The organism is Silanimonas algicola, assembly GCF_054777375.1.
In genome coordinates, this window is the sequence record NZ_BAAHAS010000001.1 from 66509 (window position 1) to 89235 (window position 22727).

The following is a 22727-nucleotide window of genomic DNA, read 5'->3' on the forward strand; positions in this document are numbered from 1 at the left end:
CCGCTTCGATGGATCAGAAGCTCGCCTTGAACTCCACGCCCCAGGTCCGCGGCTCGTTGATGAAGCCGGTGCGGTTGTTGAAATCGATGCCGCCGACGGCTTCGATCTCGTTGAGGATGTTGCGGCCGAAGGCGGCGACTTCGTACTGGCCGAGGCCCCACGAATAGCCCACGCGCACGCCGCCGGTGAGCAGCGGGGCGCCGGTGAACACCGTCGACTCGTACAGGAAGAAGTTCACTTCGCTGCGATAGGCCCAATCCGTGTAGAGGTAGAGCTCCGAATCGTCCGACAGCGGGATGCCGTAGCGGGCGGTCAGGTTGGTCGTCCACTCCGGGGCCTGCGGCAGCGGGTTGCCGTCGATGCGGGCCAGCGTGACGCCGCCCACGACCACGGTCGGGTCGGTGACGAGGCAGCCCAGCGGGTTGCCGCAGATCGCGGTCGTCAGGTTGGCATCCTTGATCTCGGTGCGGTTGTAGCCGGTGCCGAAGGTGACCAGCAACTGGTCGGTCAGGTAGGCCTCGAGGTCGGCTTCGAAGCCGCGCAGCGACGATTCGTCGGCGTTGAGCAGGCTGTTGAAGTTCGCCGTGCCGCCGACGGCCGTGAGCTGCTGGTTGTCGACGGTTGCGTTGAACGCGGCGAGGTTCAGGCGCGCGCGGTTCTCGAACAGCGCGACCTTCATGCCCACTTCGTACGACAACACTTCTTCCGAATCCGCGACGGTCACCAGCTGGTTGGCCGGCAGCGCCGCGTTGGCGAAGGCGAGGCGGCCCTGGATCGACGGCGCGCGGAAGCCCTTGGCCACGCGGGCGTAGAGGTTCACGTCATCGGCCACGGTCCACGTGCCGGCGAGGTCCCAGCTCACGTTCTCGTCCGACGGGTTCACGGTGATCGGCGCGATCGCCGGCGCACCAAAGGCGCCGAACACGCGACGGGCGGTGAAGTCCTTCTCGTCCTCGGTGTAGCGCAGGCCAGCGCGCAGCACGAAGGTGTCGCTCACGGCCCAGTCCACCGAGCCGAAGGCGGCCCAGGCGGTGTTGTCCTGGCGCTGCGTCGCGAGGGCGTTGATGGTGCCGCCGCCCAGCGTGTCGTAGCTGATGCTCTCGATGTCGGCCTCGTCCTGGAACCAGTACAGGCCGGCCTGCCAGTCGATGGCGTTGTCGCCGTTCGAGGCGAGACGCAGTTCCTGCGTGGCCTGCTTGACCTCGGCCGCATCGCCCGACTCGGCCGGGAACGCGATCAGGCCCGGGCCGCCGCCGCCCGGCAGGAACACCGCGCCGAAGCCGCCGTCGATGTCGCCACGCGAGGCGAGCTCGCCATGGTTGAGGCTGGTGACCGAGAACAGCGTGGCCGAGCCGAGGTTCCAGCTCATGCGCAGCGAGGCGCCGTCGGTGTCCAGGTCCTGCTGGTTCAGCGCGTCGATCGCCACCTTCTCCGGGTCGAAGCCCGGCACCAGGCGGCCATCGGCACCGAGGATGTTGGCGCGGAACAGGCGCGCCGTGCCCTCGAGTTCGCGCATCTGCACGCTGAGCAGGGCTTCGAAATCCTCGCTGGCCTGCAGCAGGAGCTGGCCGCGGAAGGCCATGTCCTCGTAGCCCTCGACCGCGTTGTTGCGGCGCGTGCCGGCGAAGGTGTTGTCCACCCAGTCGCCACGGCGCTGGTACAGCGCCGAAGCGCGGCCGGCCAGCGTGTCGGTGAGGCCGCCGCCGACGGCGGCTTCGGCGTTCATCGTGTCGTACTCGCCGTACGAGAGACGGCCGTAGCCCGAGGTCTCGAAATCCGGCCGGACCGAGTCGAACTTCACGAGGCCGGCCGGCGTGTTGCGGCCGAACAGCGTGCCCTGCGGGCCGCGCAGCACTTCGATGCGGTCGACGTCGAACACCGGGAAGCCCTTCAGCGTGACGTTCTCCAGCACGACGTCGTCGTACACCAGCGACACCGGCTGCGAGGCGTTGAGGTCGAAGTCGGTGTTGCCGAGGCCGCGCAGGTAGAAGCGCGGGAACACGCGGCCGAACGAGGACTCGACGTTGAGGCTGGGCGAACGCGCCGCCAGGAAGCGGATGTCGTCGCCGCCGGAGCGGATCGCATCCAGCTTCTCGCCATCGACCGCGCTGACCGCGATGGGCACCTGCTGGGCGTTCTCGGCGCGACGGGTGGCGGTCACCGTGATCGCGTCCAGCGTCGTGGCGTCGGTGGTGGCGTCCGCGGGGACGGCATCCTGCGCCACCGCGAGGGCTGGCAGGGTCAGGGCGATGGCAATCGCCAGCGCGTGGCGGTTCAAGCGGGTGGGCTGAGTGCGGCGCATCTCGGTTCCTTGGAGACGAAAAGGGGAAGGGATTCGGGGCCGTCCTGGCCGGGAAACGCAAAACCCCGCGCGCAGCGCGGGGTAACAGAAGTTTAACTCGGCTGTGCTGGAGCCGCGGCTCGAATGCCGCGGCCCCGCGGAACTCAGTGCTCGTGGCCGCCGGCGCCGTGCACGTGGCCGTGCAGCACTTCCTCGACCGAGGCTTCGCGCACGTCGACGATCTCGATGTCGAAGTGCAGCGGCATGCCGGCGAGCGGGTGGTTGGCGTCGATGGTGACCGTGTCGGCGTCGACGGCCTTCACGACGACCGTGATCGGGCCCATCGGGCCGTTGGCCTCGAACTGCATGCCCGGCTGGACCTCGACGTCCTGCGGGAAGGCGGCGCGCGGCACGGCCTGCATCATTTCGGGGTTGCTCTCGCCGTAACCTTCGGCGGCCGGGACGACGACCTGGAAGCTGTCGCCGGCCACGCGGCCGGCCATGGCCTTCTCGAGGCCCGGCACGATCTGGCCGACGCCGTGCAGGTAGGGCAGCGGCTCACGGCCGCGCGAGCTGTCGATGACCTGGCCTTCGGGGCTGGTCAGCGTGTAATGGAAGGAAGCGACGGTGCGCTCGGCGATCTGCATGGGGAACTCTCCTTCAGAAATGAAAAACCCCGGGCGCAAGCCCGGGGTTCGTCACGCAAACGCGTGGATGCGGCTCAGAGCGCCTGGACGGCGTCGGCCTGCAAGCCCTTCGGGCCCTTCACGACGGTGAAGCTGACCTTCTGGCCTTCCTTCAGCGTCTTGAAGCCCGAGCCCTGGATCGAGCGGAAGTGCACGAACAGGTCTTCGCCGCCTTCGCGCGAGATGAAGCCGAAGCCCTTGGCGTCGTTGAACCACTTGACGGTGCCGGTCTGACGATCGGACATGAGTTGTCTCCTAGGAACAGATTCGATGTTTTGAGGTTTTCACCGGGTTGGGGACCGGCGGCTGTCTGCTGGGAGGCAACACAAGGGCGATGTAGCGGATCATCGATCTACCGCATCGGGACACAATTCACCGTGACCCGGCAAGCTCAGCGAGGCCGACCTTAAACCTTTTCTTGACGAAAGCCAACTTTTTTGTCTGGGAGGGGGACTGCGCGGTTCAGGCCCGGCCTGCGACCCGGTAGACTCCGCCCACGATGACGGCTCGCCCTGCCACCGCCCTTCGCTTCGGCCTCAACCTGCTGCTCGGCATCTGCCTCGCGGTCCAGGCGACGGCGGCGCTGGCGATGGGCGCGTCGATGGCATTGGCCTTGGCCGCGGACGCCCCGTCCGTCGATGTCGCCACGGCGGCGGCAGATCGTGCCCCGTGCCATGGCCTCGAGGCGCCGCGGGGCACCGACGAACCGCCGTCCGCTCCGGCCTGTTGCGTCGACGGCGGCGTGCTGTGCGAATGGGCCTGCGGGAAGGTGCCGCCGCTGGCGATCCCCCGGATCGTCCTGCCCGCAGCAGAGCGTCCGCCCGGCCCCGCCCCGGCGGACGCCAGACCCGTCCTTCCGTGGCCCGTGTCGAGCCTCCTGCGCCCACCGATCGGCTGAGCCAGACGCGCCGGGGCCCGCTGCCAGCGGGCGCTGCCTCAGGCCTTCGGGCCTGCTTCCAAGGAGCCGATATGACCATTCGAAACCCGCAGGGCCTATGGGCCCTCGTCGCCCTCGCCTGCTCGGCGACGGCCCTCGCCCGACCGATCTCCTACTCGGGCGGCCACATGCTGATGCTCGACCACCAAGCCGACATGGATCAGGTGAGCTACACCTACTCCCCCAGCTTCCGCTGGTCGGCCACGGTCGGCGTCGCTCGCCATCGCGAGCTGCTGCGCACCGATGAACTCGACCTGACCTACGTTCGCGCCGCCCGGCTGCTGCACCGCTGGAACCTCCCCACCGCCCAGGCCAATGCCTTTGTCTGGGGCGGCCTCGGCGAGGGACGCACGGCGCTGGGCAGCGGCTTGGCCAGCCACGTGGGCTTCCAGCTGGACTACGAGACCCGCCGTGTCTACACCTCGCTGGTATCCGAACACCATGAAGGCGACGGCTGGTCGCACCGCAACGACGTCGCCGCGATCGGTTGGGCGCCTTACGCCCACGACGTGGACCGGATGGCGACATGGATCGTCCTCAAGGGCATGCGTACCACCAATGCCATGGACGAAGACATCAAGCCGGCCGCCATGCTGCGCTTCTTCACCACCCGCTGGTGGTTCGAGGTGGGCGCGGATCGCGACGGCAAGCCGCTCGCGAACCTCATGGTCAATCTCTGATCGAACGCAAAGGAACTCACCATGCTCCGCATTGCTTCCCTCGCCGCCGTCGTCGCCGCCAGCCTGTTCGCCGGCACCCTCGACGCCCGCACTCTCCGCATCGAAGTCAACGGCCTTGTCTGCGCGTTCTGCGCCGACGGCATCACCAAGGCGTTCAAGGCCGACGCCGCCACCGCCGAAGTGTTCGTCAACCTCGAGAACAAGCTGGTGGCGGTCGGCCTGAAGGAGGGCGCCGACATCACGGATGCCACCGCCACGAAGCTGCTGACCGACGCCGGGTACACCGTGGTCGGCATCCAGCGCACCGATGCGACGGTGGCGCAGATCAAGGCAGAGGTCGCGGGTGACTGAGCCCTCGGCCCGCGAGGACGCGAGCGACCTGCGGGCGATGCTGGCCCCCGGCCGGCAAAGCCTTTGGGGTGCGCTCGGTGCCTTGGTCGCCAGCTCGGGCACGCTGGTCTGCTGCGTACTGCCGGCGGTGATGGTGAGCCTCGGCGCGGGGGCCACCCTCGCCGGGCTGGTCACCGCGGTACCGCAGCTGATCTGGCTCTCCGAGCGCAAGGGCCTCGTGTTCGGCATCGCGGCCTTCGCGCTGGCGGTGGCCGGCCTGCTGCTGTGGCGCGCGCGCTCGGCGCCCTGCCCCGCCGATCCGGCGCTGGCGCGCGCCTGCATGCGGCTGCGCCGCTGGTCGAACGGGCTCTATGGGGTCTCGGTGCTCGCCACGATTGCCGGCGCGGTGTTCGCCTTCGTGCTGCCGGCACTGGGCTGATCACCACTCGGTGCGGTTCGGCAGCAGGCCGCGCAGCTCGGCGTCAGTGAGGTTGCGCCACTGGCCCGGCTTCAGGTGGCCGATCTGGATGTTGACGATGCGGCTGCGGAACAGGCGCTTCACCCGGTAGCCGAAGTGCGTGCACATCAGGCGGATCTGCCGGTTGAGGCCCTGCGTCAGCACGATGCGGAAGCCGACCGGACCGATCTTCGACACCTTGCACGGCAGCGTCGTCTGCCCGTGCATGGCGATGCCGCCGCGGGCCATGCCGCGCAGGAACTCCATGGTCACGTCCTTGTTGACGCCGACCAGGTACTCCTTTTCCTTGCTGTTCTCGGCGCGCAGGATCTCGTTGACGATGTCGCCGTTGCTGGTCAGCAGGATCAGGCCCTCGCTGTCCTTGTCGAGGCGGCCGATCGGGAAGATGCGCTGCTCGTGGCCGATGGCCTCGACGATGTTGCCCGCGACGTCGGCCTCGGTCGTGCAGGTGATGCCGACGGGCTTGTGGTAGGCGATGTAGACGTGCCGGCGCTTGTTGGGCGCGCCGGCGGCGCGCTGCGCGACGGTCTGGCCGTCCACGGCCACCTTGTCGCCCTCGCCCAGCTCGGCACCCACGCGGGCGCGGATCCCGTTGACGGTGACGCGGCCCTCGCCGATCAGGCGGTCGGCTTCGCGGCGCGAGCAGTAGCCCGCCTCGGAGAGGTACTTGTTCAGGCGCATCGCTGCGTGCCGAAAGGAAAGGGCGCGAAGGATACCCCCACCCCGACCTGGCCACCTGAACCCACCCCTCACTTCAGGCCCACGCCAAGGCCCGCGAATTCGGCGATGCTCGGGCCTTCACCACCACGCCACCCTCGGGACCCTCGCATGACCCTGCTGCGTCGCCCTGCCCTGCCCCGCGCCACCGCCGCCCTGCTCGCCCTTGCCGGGCTCGGGGTGAGCGGCCTCGTCTCCGCCGCCGGCCGGCCCATCACCCACGAAGACCTGTGGACGTTCGCGCGCCTCTCGCCGCCGGCCGTCTCGCATGACGGCCGCTTCGCCGCGGTCGTGGCCACCCAGCCGGCCTACGACCCGGCGCAGCAGAGCGCCGACCTCTGGCTGCTGCCCACCGACGGCAAGGGCGCGCCGCGCCAGCTCACCTTCAGCAAGGCCGCGGAAGCGGGCCCGGTGTTCAGCCCGGACGGCTCGCAGCTGGCCTTCACCGTGCAGCGCGAAGGCGACGCGGCCCCGCAGGTGTACGTGCTCGACCTGCGCCAGGGCGGCGAGCCGCGCCGCGTGACGTCGATCTCGACCGGCGCGCGCACGCCGCAGTTCTCGCCGGACGGCGCCAAGCTGCTGTTCGTCAGCACCGTGTTCCCGGGCACGATGAACGACGCCGACAACGTGCGCGTCGCCGCCGAGCGCAAGGCGCGCAAGGACAACGTGCGCATCTACACCGGCTTCCCGATCCGCAACTGGGATCGCTGGCTCGACGACCGCCAGCAGCGCCTGTTCGTCGTGCCGGTCGCCGGCGGCGAGGCCAAGGACCTGCTCGCGACCTCGGCCCTGGTGAAGGAGCCCGGCTTCGGCGGGCGCTTCACCGAAACGGGCGAGGAGATCGACGCCACCTGGACGCCGGACGGCGAGGCCGTGGTGTTCTCGGCCACCATCAACCGCCACCGCGCCGCTTTCGCCAACACGCACACCGACCTGTACCGCGTGCCCGCGACGGGCGGCGAGGCCGAGCGACTGACCGGCAGCGGCGCCATCGGGGCGCAGGACAGCTACGGCCGGCCGCAGTTCAGCGCCGACGGCCGACACCTGGTGGCGCAGCTCACGCCGCGCGGCGAGAAGGTCTACAACGCGACGCGGCTCGCGACGTTCTCGTGGCCCGACGCCAAGGCCGGCCCGAACGTGACCCTGCCCGGTGATCTCGCCGTGTCGAGCTTCGGCATCGACGCCGACAACCGCACCTTGTGGATGACGGTGGAAGAGGCCGGCCACGAGACGCTCTTCACCGCGCGCATCGGCGATACGGAAGCACGGCGCGCGTTCGACATCGATCGCGGCGTCTACACCGGCCTGCAGGTGGCCGATGCGGCCCGGGGCGTGCTGGTGGCGAACTTCGACAGCGCGGTGAACCCGCCGGAAGTCGTGCGCATCAACCCGCGCGGCGGCCATCGCGCCCTCTCGGCCTTCAACAGCGCCAAGGCGGCCGAGCTCGACCTCGCGCCGGTCGAGCATTTCTGGTTCGACAGCGAACGCGGTGCGCGCATCCACAACATGCTGGTGAAGCCGGCCGGCTTCGACCCGGCGAAGCGCTACCCGGTGTTCACCCTGATCCACGGCGGGCCGCACATCATGTGGCGGGACACCTTCTTCACCCGCTGGAACTACCACCTGATCGCCGGCACCGACCGCGTCGTGGTGCTGACCAACTACACCGGTTCGACCGGCTTCGGCGAAGCGTTCGCGCAGGGCATCCAGGGCGACCCCTTCGAGGGCCCGGCCAACGAGATCAACCAGGCCGTCGATGTCGCCATCGAGCGCTTCGCGTTCGTCGATGGCACCCGCCAGTGCGCTGGCGGCGCCAGCTACGGCGGCCACCTCGCCAACTGGCTGCAGGGGACGACGACGCGCTACCGCTGCCTCGTGAGCCACGCCGGCCTCGTGAATTCGGAAGCCCAGTGGGGCACCTCCGACACCATCTACGGCCGCGAGCAGAACGCCGGCGGCCCGGTGTGGGAGCGCGGCGGCGTGTGGGTGTCGCAGAACCCGATGCTGAAGGCCGCCGAGTTCCAGACGCCGGTGCTGGTGACGATCGGCGAGCAGGACTTCCGCGTGCCGCTCAACAACACGATCGAGTACTGGTCGCTGCTGCAGCGCCGCGGCATCGAGAGCCGACTGCTGGTCTTCCCGGACGAGAACCACTGGATCCTGAAGGGCGAGAACAGCCGCACCTTCTACCGCGAGCTGGACCAGTGGCTCGACCGCTGGGAATCGGCACCGGCGAACTGAACCCACCGGTTCACCCACGACGAGAGAGGCCCGGCGATGCCGGGCCTTTCGCCTTCCCCCTTCCGCCTCGTCAGGGCGTGGGTGCCGGCGGTGACGCCGCCGGCTCGGCGAACGTCTCGCCGAAGAAGTTGCCGGGGTGCCACGCCGGCCGCGCGTCGTCGTTGGCGACCTCGGTGATCACCCGCGCGTTCAGCCGCGCCAACATGGCCAGCGACGGCCAATCGATGGCCTGCGAGAGGTCGTCACCGGGCTGGTGGTAGCGCTCCTTGCGGAAGGCCTCCACGCGCGCCGCCTGGTCCTGCGTCGGGTCGGTCGAACGCATGCCTTCGTCGATGTAGAGCGCCGGGATGCCGGCACGCACGAAGGCGTACTGGTCGCTGCGGACGAAGATCACTTCCTCCGGCTTCGAATCCGGCGTCACCGCCACGCCCTCCGCGGCGGCGGCGCGCTCCACCACGGCGCCCAGGGTCGAGTTCTCCGCGCCGAAGGCCGTGACGTCGGCCAGCGGCGCCAGCGCCACCGGCATGTCGATGTTGATGTTGGCGACGATGGCCTCGCGCGGCACGGTCGGGTGCTGCACGAAGTAGTCGGCACCCTGCAGGCCGGACTCCTCGGCGGTGACGGCGAGGAAGACCACGCTGCGCCGCGGCCTCACCGGCGACGACGCCAGCAGGCGCGCGGCCTCGAGCATCACCGCGATACCGGAGGCGTTGTCGAAGGCGCCGTTGTAGATGGCATCGCCGCCGATCGGCGCGCCCTTGCCCACGTGGTCGAGGTGCGCCGAGATCACGACGTACTCGTTCTTCAACGCCGGATCGGCGCCCTCGAGCACGCCCACCACGTTCGCGCTCTGGCGCTGGCGGATCATCGAGTGGCGCTCCTGCTCGACGGCGAGCGGCAGTTCGAACGCCTGTGGCGTGCCCGCCTCGGCAGCGGCGTAGGCCTCGTCCAGGGTCCTGGGCGCGCCGGCGAAGAGCGCCGCGGCGCTGTCCGGGCTGATCGACGCGCGGATGGCGAGCTGCGGCCAGGCCCCGTTCGCCACGCCCTGTTTGTCGGCCCAGGCCATGCGCGAGCGCCAGCTCTGCTGCACGAGGCGCTCCCACGGCGTGCGCTGCTGGTCCTCGCGGGTCTGGATCTGCAGGATGCCGACCGCGCCGCGATCCACCAGCGCCTTCGTCTTCGTCAGGCCGGCCGAGTAATGGGCGCGCACTTCCGGTGGGAACGTCGAGGGCGCGCCGCCGAACACGAGGACCACCTTGCCCTTCACGTCGATGCCGGCGAGGTCATCGTGGCCGTGGGCCGGCGCCGACACGCCGAAGCCCGCGAACACCACCGGCGCTTCGGCGAGCACCTTGGCCTGGTCGAGGCTGGCGACCGGAAGGAAGTCCTTGCCCGGCGCCATCCTGACGGCAGGGCCAGTCGTCGGACGCAGCACGAGTCGCGACGGCGGGAGCAGCGACAGCGACTCGACCAGTCCAACCGGCTGCAGCCAGCCGCCATCGGCGGCACCGTGACGCAGGCCGATCTGCGCGAACTCGCTGGCCACGTAGCCGGCGGCGATGTCGTAACCGCGCGTGCCCGAGAGCCGCCCTTCCAGAAGGTCGTCGGCGAGGAATTCGACATGGGCGCGAATGGCCGGTGCCGAGGCCGTCGGCAGCGTATCCGCGGTGGCAGGCGCCGCGCCTTCGTCGTTTGGCGCGCAGGCCGTGAGAACGACCGCCGCCGACAGGGCAAGGGCCAAGGACGACAAGGACGGAAAGCGGCTCGACGACATCGGCACTCCGGCGCGGGCTCGGGAGCACCCGAGCCTACCGGAACCCGCGCCCCCGGCGGAGCCGCTCAGGCCGGCTGGGCGAGCAACGCGTCGATGCGCGCGTCCTTCTCTTCCCAGAGGCCGTTGAGCCACTGCTGGAAGCGCACGCGGTAGTCGCGGTCGTTCTCGTAGTCGCCGCCGACGAGCTCGGCGGGCACCGGGCGCAGGCGCAGGTCGACGCGGATCTCGCGCACCTTGCCGGCGAACAGGTCGACGATGCTCGGCCGCCCCTGCGGGTAGACGATGGTGACGTCGACGATGCCGTCGAGCAGTTCGCCCATCGAGTTCAGCACCTGGGCGACACCGCCCGATTTCGGCTTCAGCAGGTGGCGGTAGGAGCTCTGCGCGAGCTTCTTGGCATTCGCGCGCGTGCCTTCGACGAAGTTCATCACCGACACCGGGATGTCGCGGAACTTCGCGCAGGCGGCGCGTGCGGTCTCGAGGTCGCGCCGCGCGAGATCGGGGTTCTTCTGGATCTGCGACTTGCTCGCGCGCTTCATGAAGGGGAAATCCAGCGCCCACCACGCGAGGCCGAGCACCGGCACCCACTTCAGCGAGTCCTTCAGGAAGAAGCGCTGGAACGGGATGCGGCGGTTCAACACTTTCTGCAGCACCGGGATGTCGACCCAGCTCTGGTGGTTGCTGAGCACGAGGTAGCGGCGCGCGCGGCTGAAGGCGGCGTCGCCGGTGATCACCCAGCGCGTCGGCGTGAAGGTGGCGATGGCCCAGCCGTTGACGGCGATCCAGCTCTCGCCGAAAGCCGGCATCCAGCGCGACATCGCGGCCCGCGCGCGCTTGAACGGCATCAGGCCCTTGGCCACCGCCAGCGCGAGGATGGGCGTGGCGTGGAGGACGGTATTGACGGCGACGAGCAGGCCGGCGGCGGCGGTGCGGAGCCAGGTGACGGGAGCGAAGCGCATGGGCGGCGGGTTCCGGAACACCCGTGGAGTTTAGGCCGGCGTGGATGAACGGGCGTGAGCGCGGCGGACGGCGGCGACCTTCACGGACGTGATTCAGGAACTGCAACTCAGGGCGGAGCAGCCCGGGCGGTCCTTGGCCCAGTCCGGGCGGCGGCCCGCGAAGCGTTCGGCGCCGGGCTGCACCTCGTACGGACGCTGCAGGACGTCAAGCAGGGCATGCAACTCCGCGGTGTCCCCCCGTTCGGCCGCGTCGATGGCCTGCTGCAGCAGCCAGTTGCGCGGCACGACCCACGGGTTGGCCGCATCCATGCGCACACGTCGGGCCTCGGGGCGCTGGGGATCGCTCGCCAACCGCTCGCCGTAGCGGAGGAGCCAGTCGCGCAGTGTCGCGGCCTCGCGCTCCGCCTTGCGCGTGTCGTAGAGCGCCGGCGCCAGCGCGGCGACCGGATCGGCGATCGCCGCGGCGAGGCCGCCGCCGTTCGCGCCCGCGCCGCCCACCTGCTCGCCGAGGGTGCGGAAGAACAGGGTGAAATCGACCTCCGCGGCCTGCAGCGCAGCGAACAGGCCCGAAACCAGCGCCGCGTCCTCGTCGCGCCAGTCTTCGAGGCCGAGCTTGTCGGCCCACATCCGCGCCTGCGCCGACTGGAAGGCCTCGACATAGGCGTTCATGCCCGCCGTCAGTGGCGCGGCGTCGGGAAACAGCGGCGCCAAGGCTGAGGCCAGTGCCGAGAGGTTCCAGTGCGCCACCTGCGGCTGTGCGGCATAGCGGTAGCGGCGTCCCGGCAAATCCGTGGTGTTCGGTGTCCAATGCGGGTCGGCGTCGTCGAGGAAACCGAAGGGCCCGTAGTCGATGGTGAGCCCGAGCACGCTGAGGTTGTCGGTGTTCATCACGCCGTGCACGAACCCCACGCGCATCCAGTGCGCCATCAGCACGCCGGTGCGGCGCGCCACCTCGGCGAACCAGTCGGCGCGGGCGTTGGGGCCGGAAAGTTGCGGGAAATGCGTGGCGATGGTGTGGTCGACGAGGCGCTCGAGGAGGTCGCGATCGCCACGCGAAGCCGGCAGTTCGTAGTGCCCGAAGCGCAGGAAGCTCGGGGCCACGCGGCAGACGATCGCGCCCGGCTCGGGCTTCGGATCGCCGCTGTAGAGGAGGTCGCGCACGACGTCGCCGCCGGGGGCGACGAGGCTGAGCGCGCGCGTGGTCGGCACGCCCAATGCGTGCATGGTTTCGGACGCCACGTACTCGCGGAGGCTGGAGCGCAGCACCGCGCGGCCGTCGGCACGGCGCGAGTACGGCGTCGGGCCCGCGCCCTTGAGCTGGACCTCCCAGCGCTGGCCGTCGCGCCCGGCCGCCGCGCCGAGCAGCAGGGCACGCCCGTCGCCGAGTTGCCCGGCCCAGTGGCCGAACTGATGCCCACCGTAGTTGGTCGCCACCGTGACGACGTGGTCGGGCTCCGCGTTGCCGGCAAGAAGGGCGAGGAGCGCGGGGGAGGTCGCTTGCGCCGCGTCGATGCCGAGCTCGTCGGCCATCGCGTTCGACAGTGCAAGCCATCGGGGTGCCGGAACAGGGGTCGGTCGCGTCGCCGACCACACCACCCCAAGCACGTCACGCGAACCGGGCCGAAGGCTCGATTCACCGGGAAGACCACTCACGAGGGGGGCAGTATCGAGGTGCATCGGCGCTCCGGAGTTTTCACCAGTTTACGAATCGGCGTCCCCACCCGCGCGGCAACGCATGCCTCGGGGCGCCGCGCGGCCCTAGACTCGGGCCCGGTCCCTGCCGGGTAGTGGATTCTTGGACACCGTTGCACCCCGCCTTTTCCCGATCCGCCGCGGGCGGACGGCCTGGTTGTGGGCGGCCATCCCGCTGTGGCTGGCCGCCTTCGCCACCGCACGCCTGCTGGAATTCGCGCCCTTCGCCAGCCTATGGTTCCCGCCGACGGCGGTGAGCTTCGCTGCGCTGGTGCTGTTCGGACTCCGCGGCATACCGCCGATCCTCGTGGCCGCCCTGCTGGGCCACGCCTACACTCTCCACGAGCTCGACCTGCCCTGGACCGCCGGCAGCGTGCTGGTGGGCGGCATCGGCTTCGCCTTGGCGCATACAGTGCCCATGGCCGTGCTGGCCCTTGCCCTTCAGCGCACCGCGCGCCAGGACCCGCTGGGACGTTTCGGCCCGAGGCCGCTGTTCGTGCTGCTGGGCGGCGGCGTGGCTGCTTGCGCCGCCTCGGCGCTCGCCGGCAGCGCCGCCCTGGTGGGCGCCGGGATGGCAGCCTCCATCGATCTGCGCTGGTCGGTCGTACCGTGGCTGATCGGCGACTACACGGGGTTGCTCGCCCTCGGCCCGCTGCTGGTCGAGCTGGCACGGCATCGCGTCGCGCCGGAGCCTCCTGCAGCCGCGTCGCCGGCGCTGTGGCCAAAGCTGCTGGTCCTCCTCGCCCTCGTGTCGGCAACCCTCACCGCATCGGCGATGTGGCCTGACGATGACGCCATCGTCTTCACGGTCTTCTTCGCCCTCGTCGTGCAGCAGTGGATCAGCCACACGCAGACCCCGCTGCAGGCCCTCCTGGCCCTAGGGGGCGTCGCGGTGGCGATCGCGGTGCTGGTCGCCGCCCTCGCGCTCGGGCAGCACGCCCTCAAGCTCCAGTTCGCGCTGATCGCGCTGTCGCTGACGACCTACTCCGCGCTCTCCTTCCTGAGCCTCCGGGACGACAACCAGCGCCTCAAGGACCTACTCAGCACGGACCCGCTGACCACCGCGGCCAGCCGAGCGCACTTCGCCGCCCTCGCCACGCGAGCCATCGACGACGCAAAGCGCCGCGGCCGAGCGCTGACGCTGCTCATGCTCGATCTCGATCACCTCAAGCGCATCAACGACGGCCTGGGCCACGGCGCCGGTGACGAAGCGCTCCGGCGGTTCGCGGCCCTGTGCCGGGAAGAGCTGCGCGCCGAGGACGTCCTCGGCCGCCTCGGCGGCGACGAGTTCGCCGCGTGCCTTCCCGGCGCGACGTCCGAGGTCGCGAAAGCCCGCGCGCGGCGCATTCTCGAGCGCCTCGCCTCGGCCAGCACCCCCGCCCTGCCCCTTGCCGCGAGTGTCGGCCTGGCCACCCTGGAGGCCGGGGAGGATTACACCGGCCTCCTGCAGCGCGCCGACGAGGCCCTCATGCGGGCGAAGCGCGACGGGCGGGGGCGAGTCGTGGTGGCCTGATCAGGCCACCGTCGGGAGGCGGCGCGGGGTGTACTCGCGCAAGGCCTGGATGCGCTCGGCCAGCGGCGGGTGGCTCATGAACAGCTTCTTGAAGCCGCCCGCCACGCCGCCCGAGATGCCGAAAGCGCGGACCTCCGAAGGCAGCGTGCTCTGGCCGTAGCTGTGCGCGAGGCGCTCCAGCGCCGCGATCATCTTCTCGCGGCCGGCGAGGTCGGCGCCGCCGGCGTCGGCACGGAACTCGCGCCAGCGCGAGAAGGCCATGACGATGGTCGAGGCGAGAATGCCAAAGACGATCTCGAGCACCATGACGGTGACGAAGTAGCCGATGCCCGGACCGTCCTCGTTCTTGAAGACGACGCGGTCGATGAGGTTGCCGATGATGCGGGCGAAGAACATCACGAAGGTGTTCACCACGCCCTGGATCAGGGTGAGGGTGACCATGTCGCCGTTCGCCACGTGGCTGACTTCGTGGGCGAGCACCGCTTCCGCCTCGTCGCGGCTCATGGCGCGCAGCAGGCCGGTCGAGACCGCCACCAGGCTGTTGTTGCGCGAGGCGCCGGTAGCGAAGGCGTTGATCTCCGGGGCGTCGTAGATGCCGACTTCCGGCATGCCGATGCCGGCCTTCTCGGCCTGGCGCTTGACGGTCGAGTACAACCACTGCTCCAGCTCGTTGCGCGGCTGGTCGATCACATGCATGCCGGTGGAGCGCTTGGCCATCCACTTGGACATCAGCAGCGAGACGAACGCACCGCCGAAGCCGAAGATGGCGCAGAACACCAGCATGCCGGTGTAGTTCACGCCGTATTGGCTGGTGAAGGTCGACAGCCCGAAGAACGAGCTGAGGATCATCCAGACCACGGAAAACACCAGGATCACGGCGAGGTTGGTGGCGAGGAAGAGGGCAATACGCTTCATGGCGGGGACACCGGTGCGGTTTGGTACAAGCCCTTAGTGTGGCGCAGATGGGTAAAGTTCAAGCGAAACATCGCCGATCCACGGACGATCTCCGCCGACATCGTGACGCCACCTTCACCGCCATCGCCAAGGCCGCCGTATGTGGGGCGCTTCGCGCCTTCGCCGACCGGCCCGCTGCACTGGGGCTCCGCGCTGGCCGCCTTCGGCAGCTGGCTGCACGCACGGCGCCACGGCGGGCGCTGGCTGGTGCGGATCGAGGACATCGACCCGCCCCGCGAGCGGCCGGGCGCGGCGGCGGCCCAACTCGCCACCTTGGGCCGTCTTGGCCTCCATCCCGACGGCGAGGTCGTGTTCCAGAGCCAAAGGCATGGCCTGTACAGGCAGGCCCTCGATGCCCTGCTGGAGAAACGCCACGCCTTTCCCTGCCGTTGCAGCCGCGCGGACCTCGCCGCCACCGGCGGCATCCATCGTGCTTGCATCGCGCCGGAGGACGGCGCGCTGCGCACGCGGAGTTTCCGCCTGCGCGTGCCGGACGCCGTGGTGGGCTTCGACGATCCGGTGCACGGACGTTTCGAACAGGACCTCCGCCGGGACGTCGGCGATGTCGTGCTGCGCCGGGCGGACGGGCTGTGGGCCTACCAGCTTGCCGTCGTCGTCGACGATGCCGAGCAAGGCATCACCCACGTGGTGCGGGGCGCCGACCTGCTGGACTCCACGCCGCGGCAGATCGCCCTGCAGCAGGCACTCGGACGGCCGACGCCTGGCTACCTGCACCTGCCGCTGTGGCGCGATCGCGACGGCCGGAAGCTGTCCAAATCCGAGGGCGCACGGATGCTTGACGACGAACCGGCGGAAGCGGTGCTCAGGCGATGCTGGGTCTCCCTGGGCCAACCCATCGAAGCGTGGCCGACATGGGTGGGGGCGGAAGCCACGGCCGCCGCCGCCGCCGCCGCGTTCGATCCAGGATGCATCCCGCGGGAACGCCCTCCGCAGGCGTGACCCAAGCGACGGCGCAGGCGGATGCCGAGAACCCGCGCACAGTTCGGCCCACCCGTGAAGGGCTTGACAAGTCTTCACTTGCCGTTGTGCGGCGCGGCATCGACTCTGGGAACACCCGACCTCCACCCCCGACGTCCCATGGACTCCCCGCGACTGCTCAAGAAGTACCCGAACCGCCGCCTCTACGACACGCGGATCTCGAGTTACGTGACCCTGGAGGACGTCCGCCAACTGGTGCTTGACGGCGAGGAGTTCGAGGTCCGCGATGCCCGCAGCGACCAGGACATCACGCGCCTCGTGCTGCTGCAGATCATCGCCGAGCGCGAGGAGGAGGGGCAGCCGATGCTCTCGACCGCTTCGCTGCAGTTGATGATCCGGTTCTATGGCGACCCCTTGCACGGCTTCATGAGCCGCTACATCGAGCGCAGCCTGCAGCTGTTCCTGGAACAGCAGCACACCCTCCGCAAGCAGCTGGGCGGCCTCATCAGCAATTCGCCGTTCGCCATGCTCAACCAGATCGCCGAACGCAACCTCGAGCTGTGGAAGAGCTTCCAGCAAGGGGTGCTCAAGGGCGGTACGTTGGGCAGTTCACCAGCCAAGAAAAAAGCGTCTCGAAGCAAGCCCGCGGAAAAGGTCCCGGCCAAGAAAGGCCGCGGCTGATCGGTGCCGGGGCCGCGCGTCCGTCAGAGGTCGCGCGCCACGCGGAACCCGATACGCGCCGAGGTTAGGGCCTCCGGCACCTGGAGACGGAATGCGGAACGGCTTTGCTCCAGGGTGCTCGCCCAGCTGCCGCCCCGGACCACGCGCTCCTCGCATCCCGGGTTCACCCAGGCGCGGCCGTCACGCGGTGCGCGGCGGTAGCTGTCATGCCAGCAGTCCTCGACCCATTCGGACACGTTGCCGATCAGGTCGTGCGTACCGAATCCCTCGGGCGGGTAAACGCCGACGGGGGCGGGCCCCCAGTGGCCGTCGGACCAGCCGCGGATCGCGCGTCCCCAGCGCCGCCCTTGCGGCGACTGGTCGCCCTCGCCGGTGAGATTGGCGACGGCCCGTGCGGGCAGGCGGCTGCCCCAAGGCCACGCCGCTGCGTTCCCGGCCCGCAGTGCGTACTCGAACTCGGACTCGGACGGCAGCCGATACCGCAACCCGGTGCGGACCGACAGCCACTCGGCGTAGGCCACGGCGTCCTCGAACGCGACGTGGACCACAGGATCGCTCGCCCCGGCCGGAGTTCGCCCCTGATAACCGCGGCGCCAGTGCGCCCCGCGGAGTTCGACCATCGCGCCACCACGCTCGTCGTAGACCGTCGAGCGCCCACGGCGCTCGGCCACGGTGCGGTAGCCGGTGGCGGCAACGAACCGGGCGAACTCAGCGACGCTGGTCTCGCGAACGGACAGCGCGAAGCCGCGTTCGAACCGAACATCGTGGGCCGGCCGCTCGTTGTCGCGGGCGCCGGCTTCGCGGGCGCCCGCGCCCATCGTGAACTCGCCATGGGGAACCACGACCATCACCGGCCCATCCACGCCGCCACCCAAGGCATCGGCGAACCGCTGGCCGGGGCGGAAGTGCCCGTAGCGCCGCGCCAAGGCAAGGCGCCGCGCCAGATCGTCGAGCCCGGGTGCCTGCGGGTCGGCCGCCTCCGCCTCGGCAAGGCGGGCCGTGGCGCGCGGAAGGTCCAGCCGATCGATCGCGTCATTGCCGTCCGCCACGGCCGTCGAAGCCGCGTCCGCGCGGGCCTGCGCCAACGCGGCGAGGCCATCCTGCAGTGCGTCCGGGTTCAGGCCCACGCGCGAGGCCCGTCGGAGGTCGGCGTCTGCGGCAGTGAAGTCGCCGCGTGCGATGGCGGTGGATGCGCGTCGGAGCAGCGCGTCCTCGACGCGTTTCAGGCCCTCGGTGGCCGGGGCGAAACCGGGCACCGCCTCCAGCGCGGCGCGATAAGCGGAAACCGCGCTCGCCCCCCTCGGTGCCAGCCACTGTCCGGCCTCGCGACGCTGGTCGCCGGTGGTCGTGGCGGCGCGGGCGACCGACGCGGCCTCCATGGCGGCATCGCGGGCCGGCGCATCGAGCGGCGAGGCCACGTCGAGCACGGTCCGGAGTTCGTCGGCCGCATCGAGTCGCCCCGCAAGGCGTTCCGCCTCGAATCGCTCGCCCAGGATCGCGATGACGCGATCACGCCCGGCAAGAGCCTCGGGCATCGGCGGGTCCGCCCCGGCCAAGGCGATGTACAAGTCGAGCGCGCCCAACGGCTCGCTGCCAAACCAGCGGCCCTCGGCCTCCGCCTGCATCGCCTGCGCCATCAGCGCGTCGCGCGCCTCGGCAGGCACCAGCAGCGGCGTCGGACGCCAAGCCGCGCGTGCTTTCAGCGGCTGGCGCTCCAGCGCTTCATCCTCGACCGGCGTCGCCGCCGGAGCAGCCGGCGCAGGCACCACCACCGGCGCCTCGGGCGCAGGCGCGCCCTGGCCGCAGGCGCAAAGGAGGAGGGCCAGGGCGGTAGCGATGGCGGGCGCGTTGAATCGGAAGGGCACGCGGGAAACAACGTCATGGACAGCGCGGCGCGCGCCGCGGAGACGTTAGGCTAAGCCCCCCTCCCCTGCAAGGACAGGCATGAGCGTCACTGCGGTCGACCGCCCCGAGGCCGCTCAAGCGGCGCTGTCAGCGCTTTCGACAAGCGCCCCCCTCGCCCTCGACACGGAGTTCATGCGGGAGCGCACCTACTTTCCCCAGCTGGCCCTGGTGCAGGTGGCCGACGCCGCAGGGGGCATCGTCCTGGTCGACCCTCTCGACCCGGCGATGCGTGGTTCATTGGCGACGTTCGTCGGCGCCGCCGATGCCTTGATGCACAGCGCCAGCGAGGACCTCGTGGCCTTCCGCCACGCCCTCGGCGTGCTTCCGAGATCCCTGTACGACACGCAGATCGCCGCGGCCTTCGCCGGCCTTGGGCCCGGAGTCGGCTACCAGTCGCTGGTCAAGACGCTGCTGGGCGTGGAACTGCCCAAGGCCGAAACCCGCTCCGACTGGCTGCGCCGCCCGCTGAGCGCGCAGCAACTCGAATATGCGGCGGACGACGTCCGGCACCTGCACACGGCGGTGGCCGCGCTGGACGAGAAGCTCGCACTCCGCGGCCATCGCGAGCGCGCCTTGGCCGACATGGCGCGGATGCTCGAAAACGCCCGCGAGGACCGCGACGATCCGCAGCCGCATCTGGCGATGCGCCCTGCCGCCCAGTTCGACCGGCTTTCCCAGGCCCGCCTGCGGCGTCTGCTGCGCTGGCGCGATCGCGTGGCACGGGAGAAGGACCTGCCGAAGCGCTGGCTGCTCGACAACGAAGTCGCTCTCACCTTGGCCCGGCGGCCGCCGTCCTCGCCGGAGGCGCTGGCCGCGGTGCTCGATGGCGCCCGCTCGGCGAAACGGCTTCAGGACCAGATCGCCGACCTGCTGGCCGCACCGATGGACGATGACGAAGCCGCCATGCCACTGGCCGCGGACAACGAACGTGCGGACCGCGCCCGCCTGAAGGCCTTGCAGGCCGTCGTGGCGGAGCAGGCGGCGGCACTGGACCTTCCCGAGGGCCTGCTGTGCGCCCGCAAACACCTCGAAGCCCTGCTCGCGGACGGCCGGTGGCCCGGCGCGCTCGACGGTTGGCGCCGCGAGGTGCTCGAGGCGCCGATGCGCGACGCGTTGGGGCGCATGGGTTGACGACGGGACGCGTGCGTTTGGTTCGAAAGCCCGGCTCGGCTTGGCAAGACGGCCCGCCGCGGCCTATACTTCCGCCCCTGCGCGGGGGGGTAGCTCAGCTGGGAGAGCGCGTCGTTCGCAATGACGAGGTCGTGGGTTCGATCCCCATCCTCTCCACCAACGCATCGAAGAGCCGGGCCCTGCCCGGCTTTTTTCGTTTTTCCCTCCGGCGTCGGGGCGGTCGCTTGGTAGACTTCACGTCCCGGTGAGGCGCTCTCTTGCCCCACCGACGCCATCCCTACCCGTCCCCGTAGCTCAGCTGGATAGAGCGTCCCCCTCCTAAGGGGAAGGTCGCACGTTCGAATCGTGTCGGGGACGCCATCGCCATCCAAGGAACCCCCATGACGCACCCCGTCCTCGCCGCCCTCGGCCTCACCGACCACGAATCCGGCACCTACCTCGGCCACGGCGAGTGGTCCGCCACCCGTGATGCGGGCGTGCTGGAGCCGGTGAACCCGGCCACGGGCGAGGTGCTGGGCAAGGTCTACGCGTCGTCGGACGCCGACTACGCCAAGATCAAGGAACGCGCCAAGGCCGCCGCGGCGATCTGGCGCACCACGCCGGCGCCGAAGCGCGGTGAAGCCATCCGCCTGTGCGCCGAGGCCCTGCGCCAGCACAAGTCCGCGCTGGGCGCGCTGGTCTCGCTCGAGATGGGCAAGATCAAGGCCGAAGGCGACGGCGAAGTGCAGGAGATGATCGACATCGGCGACTTCGCCGTCGGCCTCGCCCGCCAGCTCTACGGCCTGACCATGCACTCGGAGCGCCCGGGCCACCGCATGTACGAGCAGTGGCACCCGCTGGGCCTCGTCGGCGTCATCAGCGCCTTCAACTTCCCGGTCGCCGTCTGGGCCTGGAACAGCTTCATCGCCGCCATCTGCGGCAACATCACGATCTGGAAGCCCTCGCCGAAGACCCCGTTCTGCGCCGTGGCCTCGATGAAGATCTGCAACGACGCCCTGCGCGCCGGCGGCTTCCCGGACCTGTTCTTCCTGTTCAACGACGCCGGCACCGAGCTGGCGCAGAACTTCGTCGACGACCACGACATCGCGCTGGTCAGCTTCACCGGCTCGACCAAGGTCGGCCGCCAGGTCGGCGAGCGCGTCGCCCGCCGCATGGGCAAGTCGCTGCTGGAGCTGGGCGGCAACAACGCGATCATCGTCGACCAGACGGCCGACCTGAAGCTGGCCATCCCGGCCATCGTCTTCGGCGCCGTCGGCACCGCCGGCCAGCGCTGCACCACGACGCGCCGCCTGTTCGTGCACGAGTCGATCTTCGACGACGTCATCGCCAAGCTGGTCACGGCCTACAAGCAGGTCGAGGGCAAGATCGGCGACCCGAACGCCGAGGGCACGCTGATGGGCCCGCTGAACGACAAGGGCGCGGTCGCCGCCTTCCTGTCGACCATCGAGAAGGCCAAGGCCGCCGGTGGCGTGGTCCGCAGCGGCGGCGCGGCGCTCGACCGCCCGGGCAACTACGTGCTGCCGACCCTGATCACCGGCGTGGCCAACACGGCCGAAGCCGTGCAGACGGAAACCTTCGCCCCGATCCTCTATGCAATGCCCTTCAAGACGCTGGACGAGGCGATCGCCATGCAGAACGCCGTTCCGCAGGGCCTGTCATCGGCGATCTTCACGCAGAACCTGAAGGCGGCCGAGGCGTTCCTGTCGGCGGCCGGCTCGGATTGCGGCATCGCCAACGTCAACATCGGCACCTCGGGTGCGGAGATCGGCGGCGCGTTCGGCGGCGAGAAGGAGACCGGCGGCGGCCGCGAATCCGGCTCGGACGCATGGCGTGCCTACATGCGCCGGCAGACCAATACGATCAACTACTCGGACGCGCTGCCGCTGGCCCAGGGCATCAAGTTCGAACTCTAGGTTTTTCCGCCTACACTGGGGCGTTCGGGGGAGCACGAGGATCGATCCGATGCACATGGGCAAGGGGGCCGTGGGCCTGTTGGCCGCGCTGTTGGCCACGGCAGCCGTGGCCGAGGACCTGGAGTTCGTCGCCGGCGACGGCACGCGGTTCAGCCTCGCGACGGAGGGCGGGGTGCCGGTACGTGCCGACACCGAGGAAGCCACGTTCGAAGCCGCCGGCTTCGACATCGACACCAGTGGCGCGCCCTCGCTCACGGATCGGTTCACCTTCCTGTTCAAGGGGGGCGACCAGCCGCTGCGGGTGCGCGTCGAAGACATCACCTTGGGCGAACCGGTGGTCATCGTCGACGCCCCGGTGCCCGAGAACCTTCCCGGGGCCGGTTTCCGCCGCTCGCGGTTCGAGCTTCGTGCCGCCACCTGCCCGATCGCCCGTGGCGAGGCATGCAGTGCATGGATGTTCGGCCCACAGGCTTACCGGCTCTACCGCGCAACGCTGACGTACGAGGGGGCCGTGACCGTGGTGCTGCTCCAGGCCGAGCCCTACCAGATGGGCGGCTTCATCGAACGCCTCGGGGACCGCATCCCCGACGCGACGGCAACGCAGCCATGACCCTTCCCGTCCGTCGCACCTCGTCGTTGGCCGTCGTCAGCCTCGTCGCCGGGTTGCTGGGCTGGACGTTCGCGCCGTGGCTCGGCTCGATCATCGCGATCATCACCGGCCACATGGCCCGCGCCGAAATCCGGCGCGATCCCTCGGCACTCGAGGGCGATGGCCTCGCCGTGGCCGGCCTCGTGCTGGGTTGGGCCATGGTCCTCCTGAGCGTCCTGGCCGTGCTCGCGGTCATACTGTTCTTCGGCGGCCTCGCGGCCATCGCCGCGTTCGCGGCCGGCCTTTCCGCCTGATCGCGACGCAAGG

21 protein-coding genes and 2 tRNA genes are annotated in these 22727 nt (G+C 70.2%); 14 read left to right on the top strand and 9 right to left on the bottom strand.

The features are described 5' to 3' along the window. Nucleotides 1-13: 13 nt before the first annotated feature. From ACYVAK_RS00325 to ACYVAK_RS00335, 3 genes are all read right to left on the bottom strand, one after another. Nucleotides 14-2302, bottom strand: a complete 2289-nt coding sequence (locus tag ACYVAK_RS00325) for a TonB-dependent receptor (RefSeq protein ID WP_461056870.1) — start codon at nt 2300-2302, stop codon at nt 14-16. A 143-nt stretch (nt 2303-2445) separates the two neighbouring features. Beyond that, on the bottom strand, nt 2446-2928 hold the full coding sequence (locus ACYVAK_RS00330) for an FKBP-type peptidyl-prolyl cis-trans isomerase (protein ID WP_461056872.1): 483 nt from the start codon (nt 2926-2928) through the stop codon (nt 2446-2448). Between the two features lie 74 nt (nt 2929-3002). After that, nucleotides 3003-3212: a cold-shock protein gene (locus ACYVAK_RS00335; protein ID WP_297865894.1), complete on the bottom strand. Its 210-nt coding sequence runs from the start codon at nt 3210-3212 to the stop codon at nt 3003-3005. Nucleotides 3213-3466: 254 nt separating this feature from the next. On the opposite strand from ACYVAK_RS00335, the gene ACYVAK_RS00340 reads away from it, so the two are divergent. From ACYVAK_RS00340 to ACYVAK_RS00355, 4 genes are all read left to right on the top strand, one after another. After that, nucleotides 3467-3865, top strand: a complete 399-nt coding sequence (locus ACYVAK_RS00340) for a CopL family metal-binding regulatory protein (RefSeq protein WP_461056874.1) — start codon at nt 3467-3469, stop codon at nt 3863-3865. A 71-nt stretch (nt 3866-3936) separates the two neighbouring features. Continuing rightward, on the top strand, nt 3937-4584 hold the full coding sequence (locus ACYVAK_RS00345; RefSeq protein WP_461056876.1) for a hypothetical protein: 648 nt from the start codon (nt 3937-3939) through the stop codon (nt 4582-4584). A 21-nt stretch (nt 4585-4605) separates the two neighbouring features. Next, nucleotides 4606-4935, top strand: coding sequence for a heavy-metal-associated domain-containing protein (locus ACYVAK_RS00350; protein ID WP_461056878.1), 330 nt, complete (start codon nt 4606-4608; stop codon nt 4933-4935). Next, nucleotides 4928-5353 carry a hypothetical protein gene (locus tag ACYVAK_RS00355; protein ID WP_461056880.1) on the top strand — a complete coding sequence of 142 codons (426 nt, stop codon included), beginning with the start codon at nt 4928-4930 and terminating at the stop codon, nt 5351-5353. The genes ACYVAK_RS00350 and ACYVAK_RS00355 overlap by 8 nt, the downstream gene beginning before the upstream one ends. On the opposite strand, the gene ACYVAK_RS00360 is transcribed toward ACYVAK_RS00355, so the two are convergent. Continuing rightward, nucleotides 5354-6073, bottom strand: coding sequence for a pseudouridine synthase (locus ACYVAK_RS00360; RefSeq protein WP_461056882.1), 720 nt, complete (start codon nt 6071-6073; stop codon nt 5354-5356). Between the two features lie 147 nt (nt 6074-6220). On the opposite strand from ACYVAK_RS00360, the gene ACYVAK_RS00365 reads away from it, so the two are divergent. Continuing rightward, nucleotides 6221-8350 (top strand): S9 family peptidase, encoded by a 2130-nt coding sequence (locus ACYVAK_RS00365; protein ID WP_461056884.1) that lies wholly within the window; start codon nt 6221-6223, stop codon nt 8348-8350. Between the two features lie 70 nt (nt 8351-8420). Here ACYVAK_RS00365 and ACYVAK_RS00370 read toward each other — a convergent pair whose 3' ends face one another. The 3 genes from ACYVAK_RS00370 to ACYVAK_RS00380 all read right to left on the bottom strand — a co-directional run bounded on the left by ACYVAK_RS00370 (nt 8421) and on the right by ACYVAK_RS00380 (nt 12760). Beyond that, the gene (locus ACYVAK_RS00370) at nt 8421-10124 is read right to left on the bottom strand and encodes a M28 family metallopeptidase (RefSeq protein ID WP_461056886.1); all 1704 of its coding nucleotides are present in this window, start codon (nt 10122-10124) and stop codon (nt 8421-8423) included. 65 nt (nt 10125-10189) lie between these two features. Then, complete coding sequence (locus tag ACYVAK_RS00375) at nt 10190-11083, bottom strand: acyltransferase (protein WP_461056888.1); 894 nt, start codon at nt 11081-11083, stop codon at nt 10190-10192. 93 nt (nt 11084-11176) lie between these two features. Next, a complete protein-coding gene (locus ACYVAK_RS00380) occupies nt 11177-12760 on the bottom strand; it encodes a protein adenylyltransferase SelO (RefSeq protein WP_461056890.1) in 1584 nt (527 codons plus the stop codon). Nucleotides 12761-12878: 118 nt separating this feature from the next. Between ACYVAK_RS00380 and ACYVAK_RS00385 the strand changes: the two genes are divergently transcribed. Then, nucleotides 12879-14288: a sensor domain-containing diguanylate cyclase gene (locus ACYVAK_RS00385; RefSeq protein WP_461056892.1), complete on the top strand. Its 1410-nt coding sequence runs from the start codon at nt 12879-12881 to the stop codon at nt 14286-14288. Here ACYVAK_RS00385 and htpX read toward each other — a convergent pair whose 3' ends face one another. Beyond that, nucleotides 14289-15203, bottom strand: coding sequence for a protease HtpX (gene htpX / locus ACYVAK_RS00390; RefSeq protein WP_461056894.1), 915 nt, complete (start codon nt 15201-15203; stop codon nt 14289-14291). 102 nt (nt 15204-15305) lie between these two features. Here htpX and gluQRS point away from each other — a divergent pair, with 102 nt between their 5' ends. Beyond that, nucleotides 15306-16202, top strand: coding sequence for a tRNA glutamyl-Q(34) synthetase GluQRS (gene gluQRS, locus ACYVAK_RS00395; RefSeq protein WP_461056896.1), 897 nt, complete (start codon nt 15306-15308; stop codon nt 16200-16202). Between the two features lie 138 nt (nt 16203-16340). Beyond that, on the top strand, nt 16341-16862 hold the full coding sequence (gene phaR / locus ACYVAK_RS00400; protein ID WP_461056898.1) for a polyhydroxyalkanoate synthesis repressor PhaR: 522 nt from the start codon (nt 16341-16343) through the stop codon (nt 16860-16862). A gap of 23 nt (nt 16863-16885) precedes the next feature. Here phaR and ACYVAK_RS00405 read toward each other — a convergent pair whose 3' ends face one another. Then, nucleotides 16886-18727 (bottom strand): formylglycine-generating enzyme family protein, encoded by a 1842-nt coding sequence (locus tag ACYVAK_RS00405; RefSeq protein WP_461056900.1) that lies wholly within the window; start codon nt 18725-18727, stop codon nt 16886-16888. 79 nt (nt 18728-18806) lie between these two features. Between ACYVAK_RS00405 and ACYVAK_RS00410 the strand changes: the two genes are divergently transcribed. From ACYVAK_RS00410 to ACYVAK_RS00435, 6 genes are all read left to right on the top strand, one after another. Continuing rightward, nucleotides 18807-19898 (top strand): ribonuclease D, encoded by a 1092-nt coding sequence (locus ACYVAK_RS00410; RefSeq protein WP_461056902.1) that lies wholly within the window; start codon nt 18807-18809, stop codon nt 19896-19898. 83 nt (nt 19899-19981) lie between these two features. Then, nucleotides 19982-20057 (top strand) — tRNA-Ala (locus ACYVAK_RS00415). Between the two features lie 124 nt (nt 20058-20181). Next, nucleotides 20182-20258, top strand: a tRNA-Arg gene (locus ACYVAK_RS00420). 20 nt (nt 20259-20278) lie between these two features. Next, on the top strand, nt 20279-21811 hold the full coding sequence (gene amaB / locus ACYVAK_RS00425; protein ID WP_461056904.1) for an L-piperidine-6-carboxylate dehydrogenase: 1533 nt from the start codon (nt 20279-20281) through the stop codon (nt 21809-21811). A 49-nt stretch (nt 21812-21860) separates the two neighbouring features. Continuing rightward, nucleotides 21861-22421 carry a hypothetical protein gene (locus tag ACYVAK_RS00430; RefSeq protein ID WP_461056906.1) on the top strand — a complete coding sequence of 187 codons (561 nt, stop codon included), beginning with the start codon at nt 21861-21863 and terminating at the stop codon, nt 22419-22421. Then, the gene (locus tag ACYVAK_RS00435) at nt 22418-22714 is read left to right on the top strand and encodes a DUF4190 domain-containing protein (RefSeq protein WP_461056908.1); all 297 of its coding nucleotides are present in this window, start codon (nt 22418-22420) and stop codon (nt 22712-22714) included. Before ACYVAK_RS00430 ends, ACYVAK_RS00435 begins: the two co-directional genes overlap by 4 nt. Nucleotides 22715-22727 lie beyond the last annotated feature (13 nt).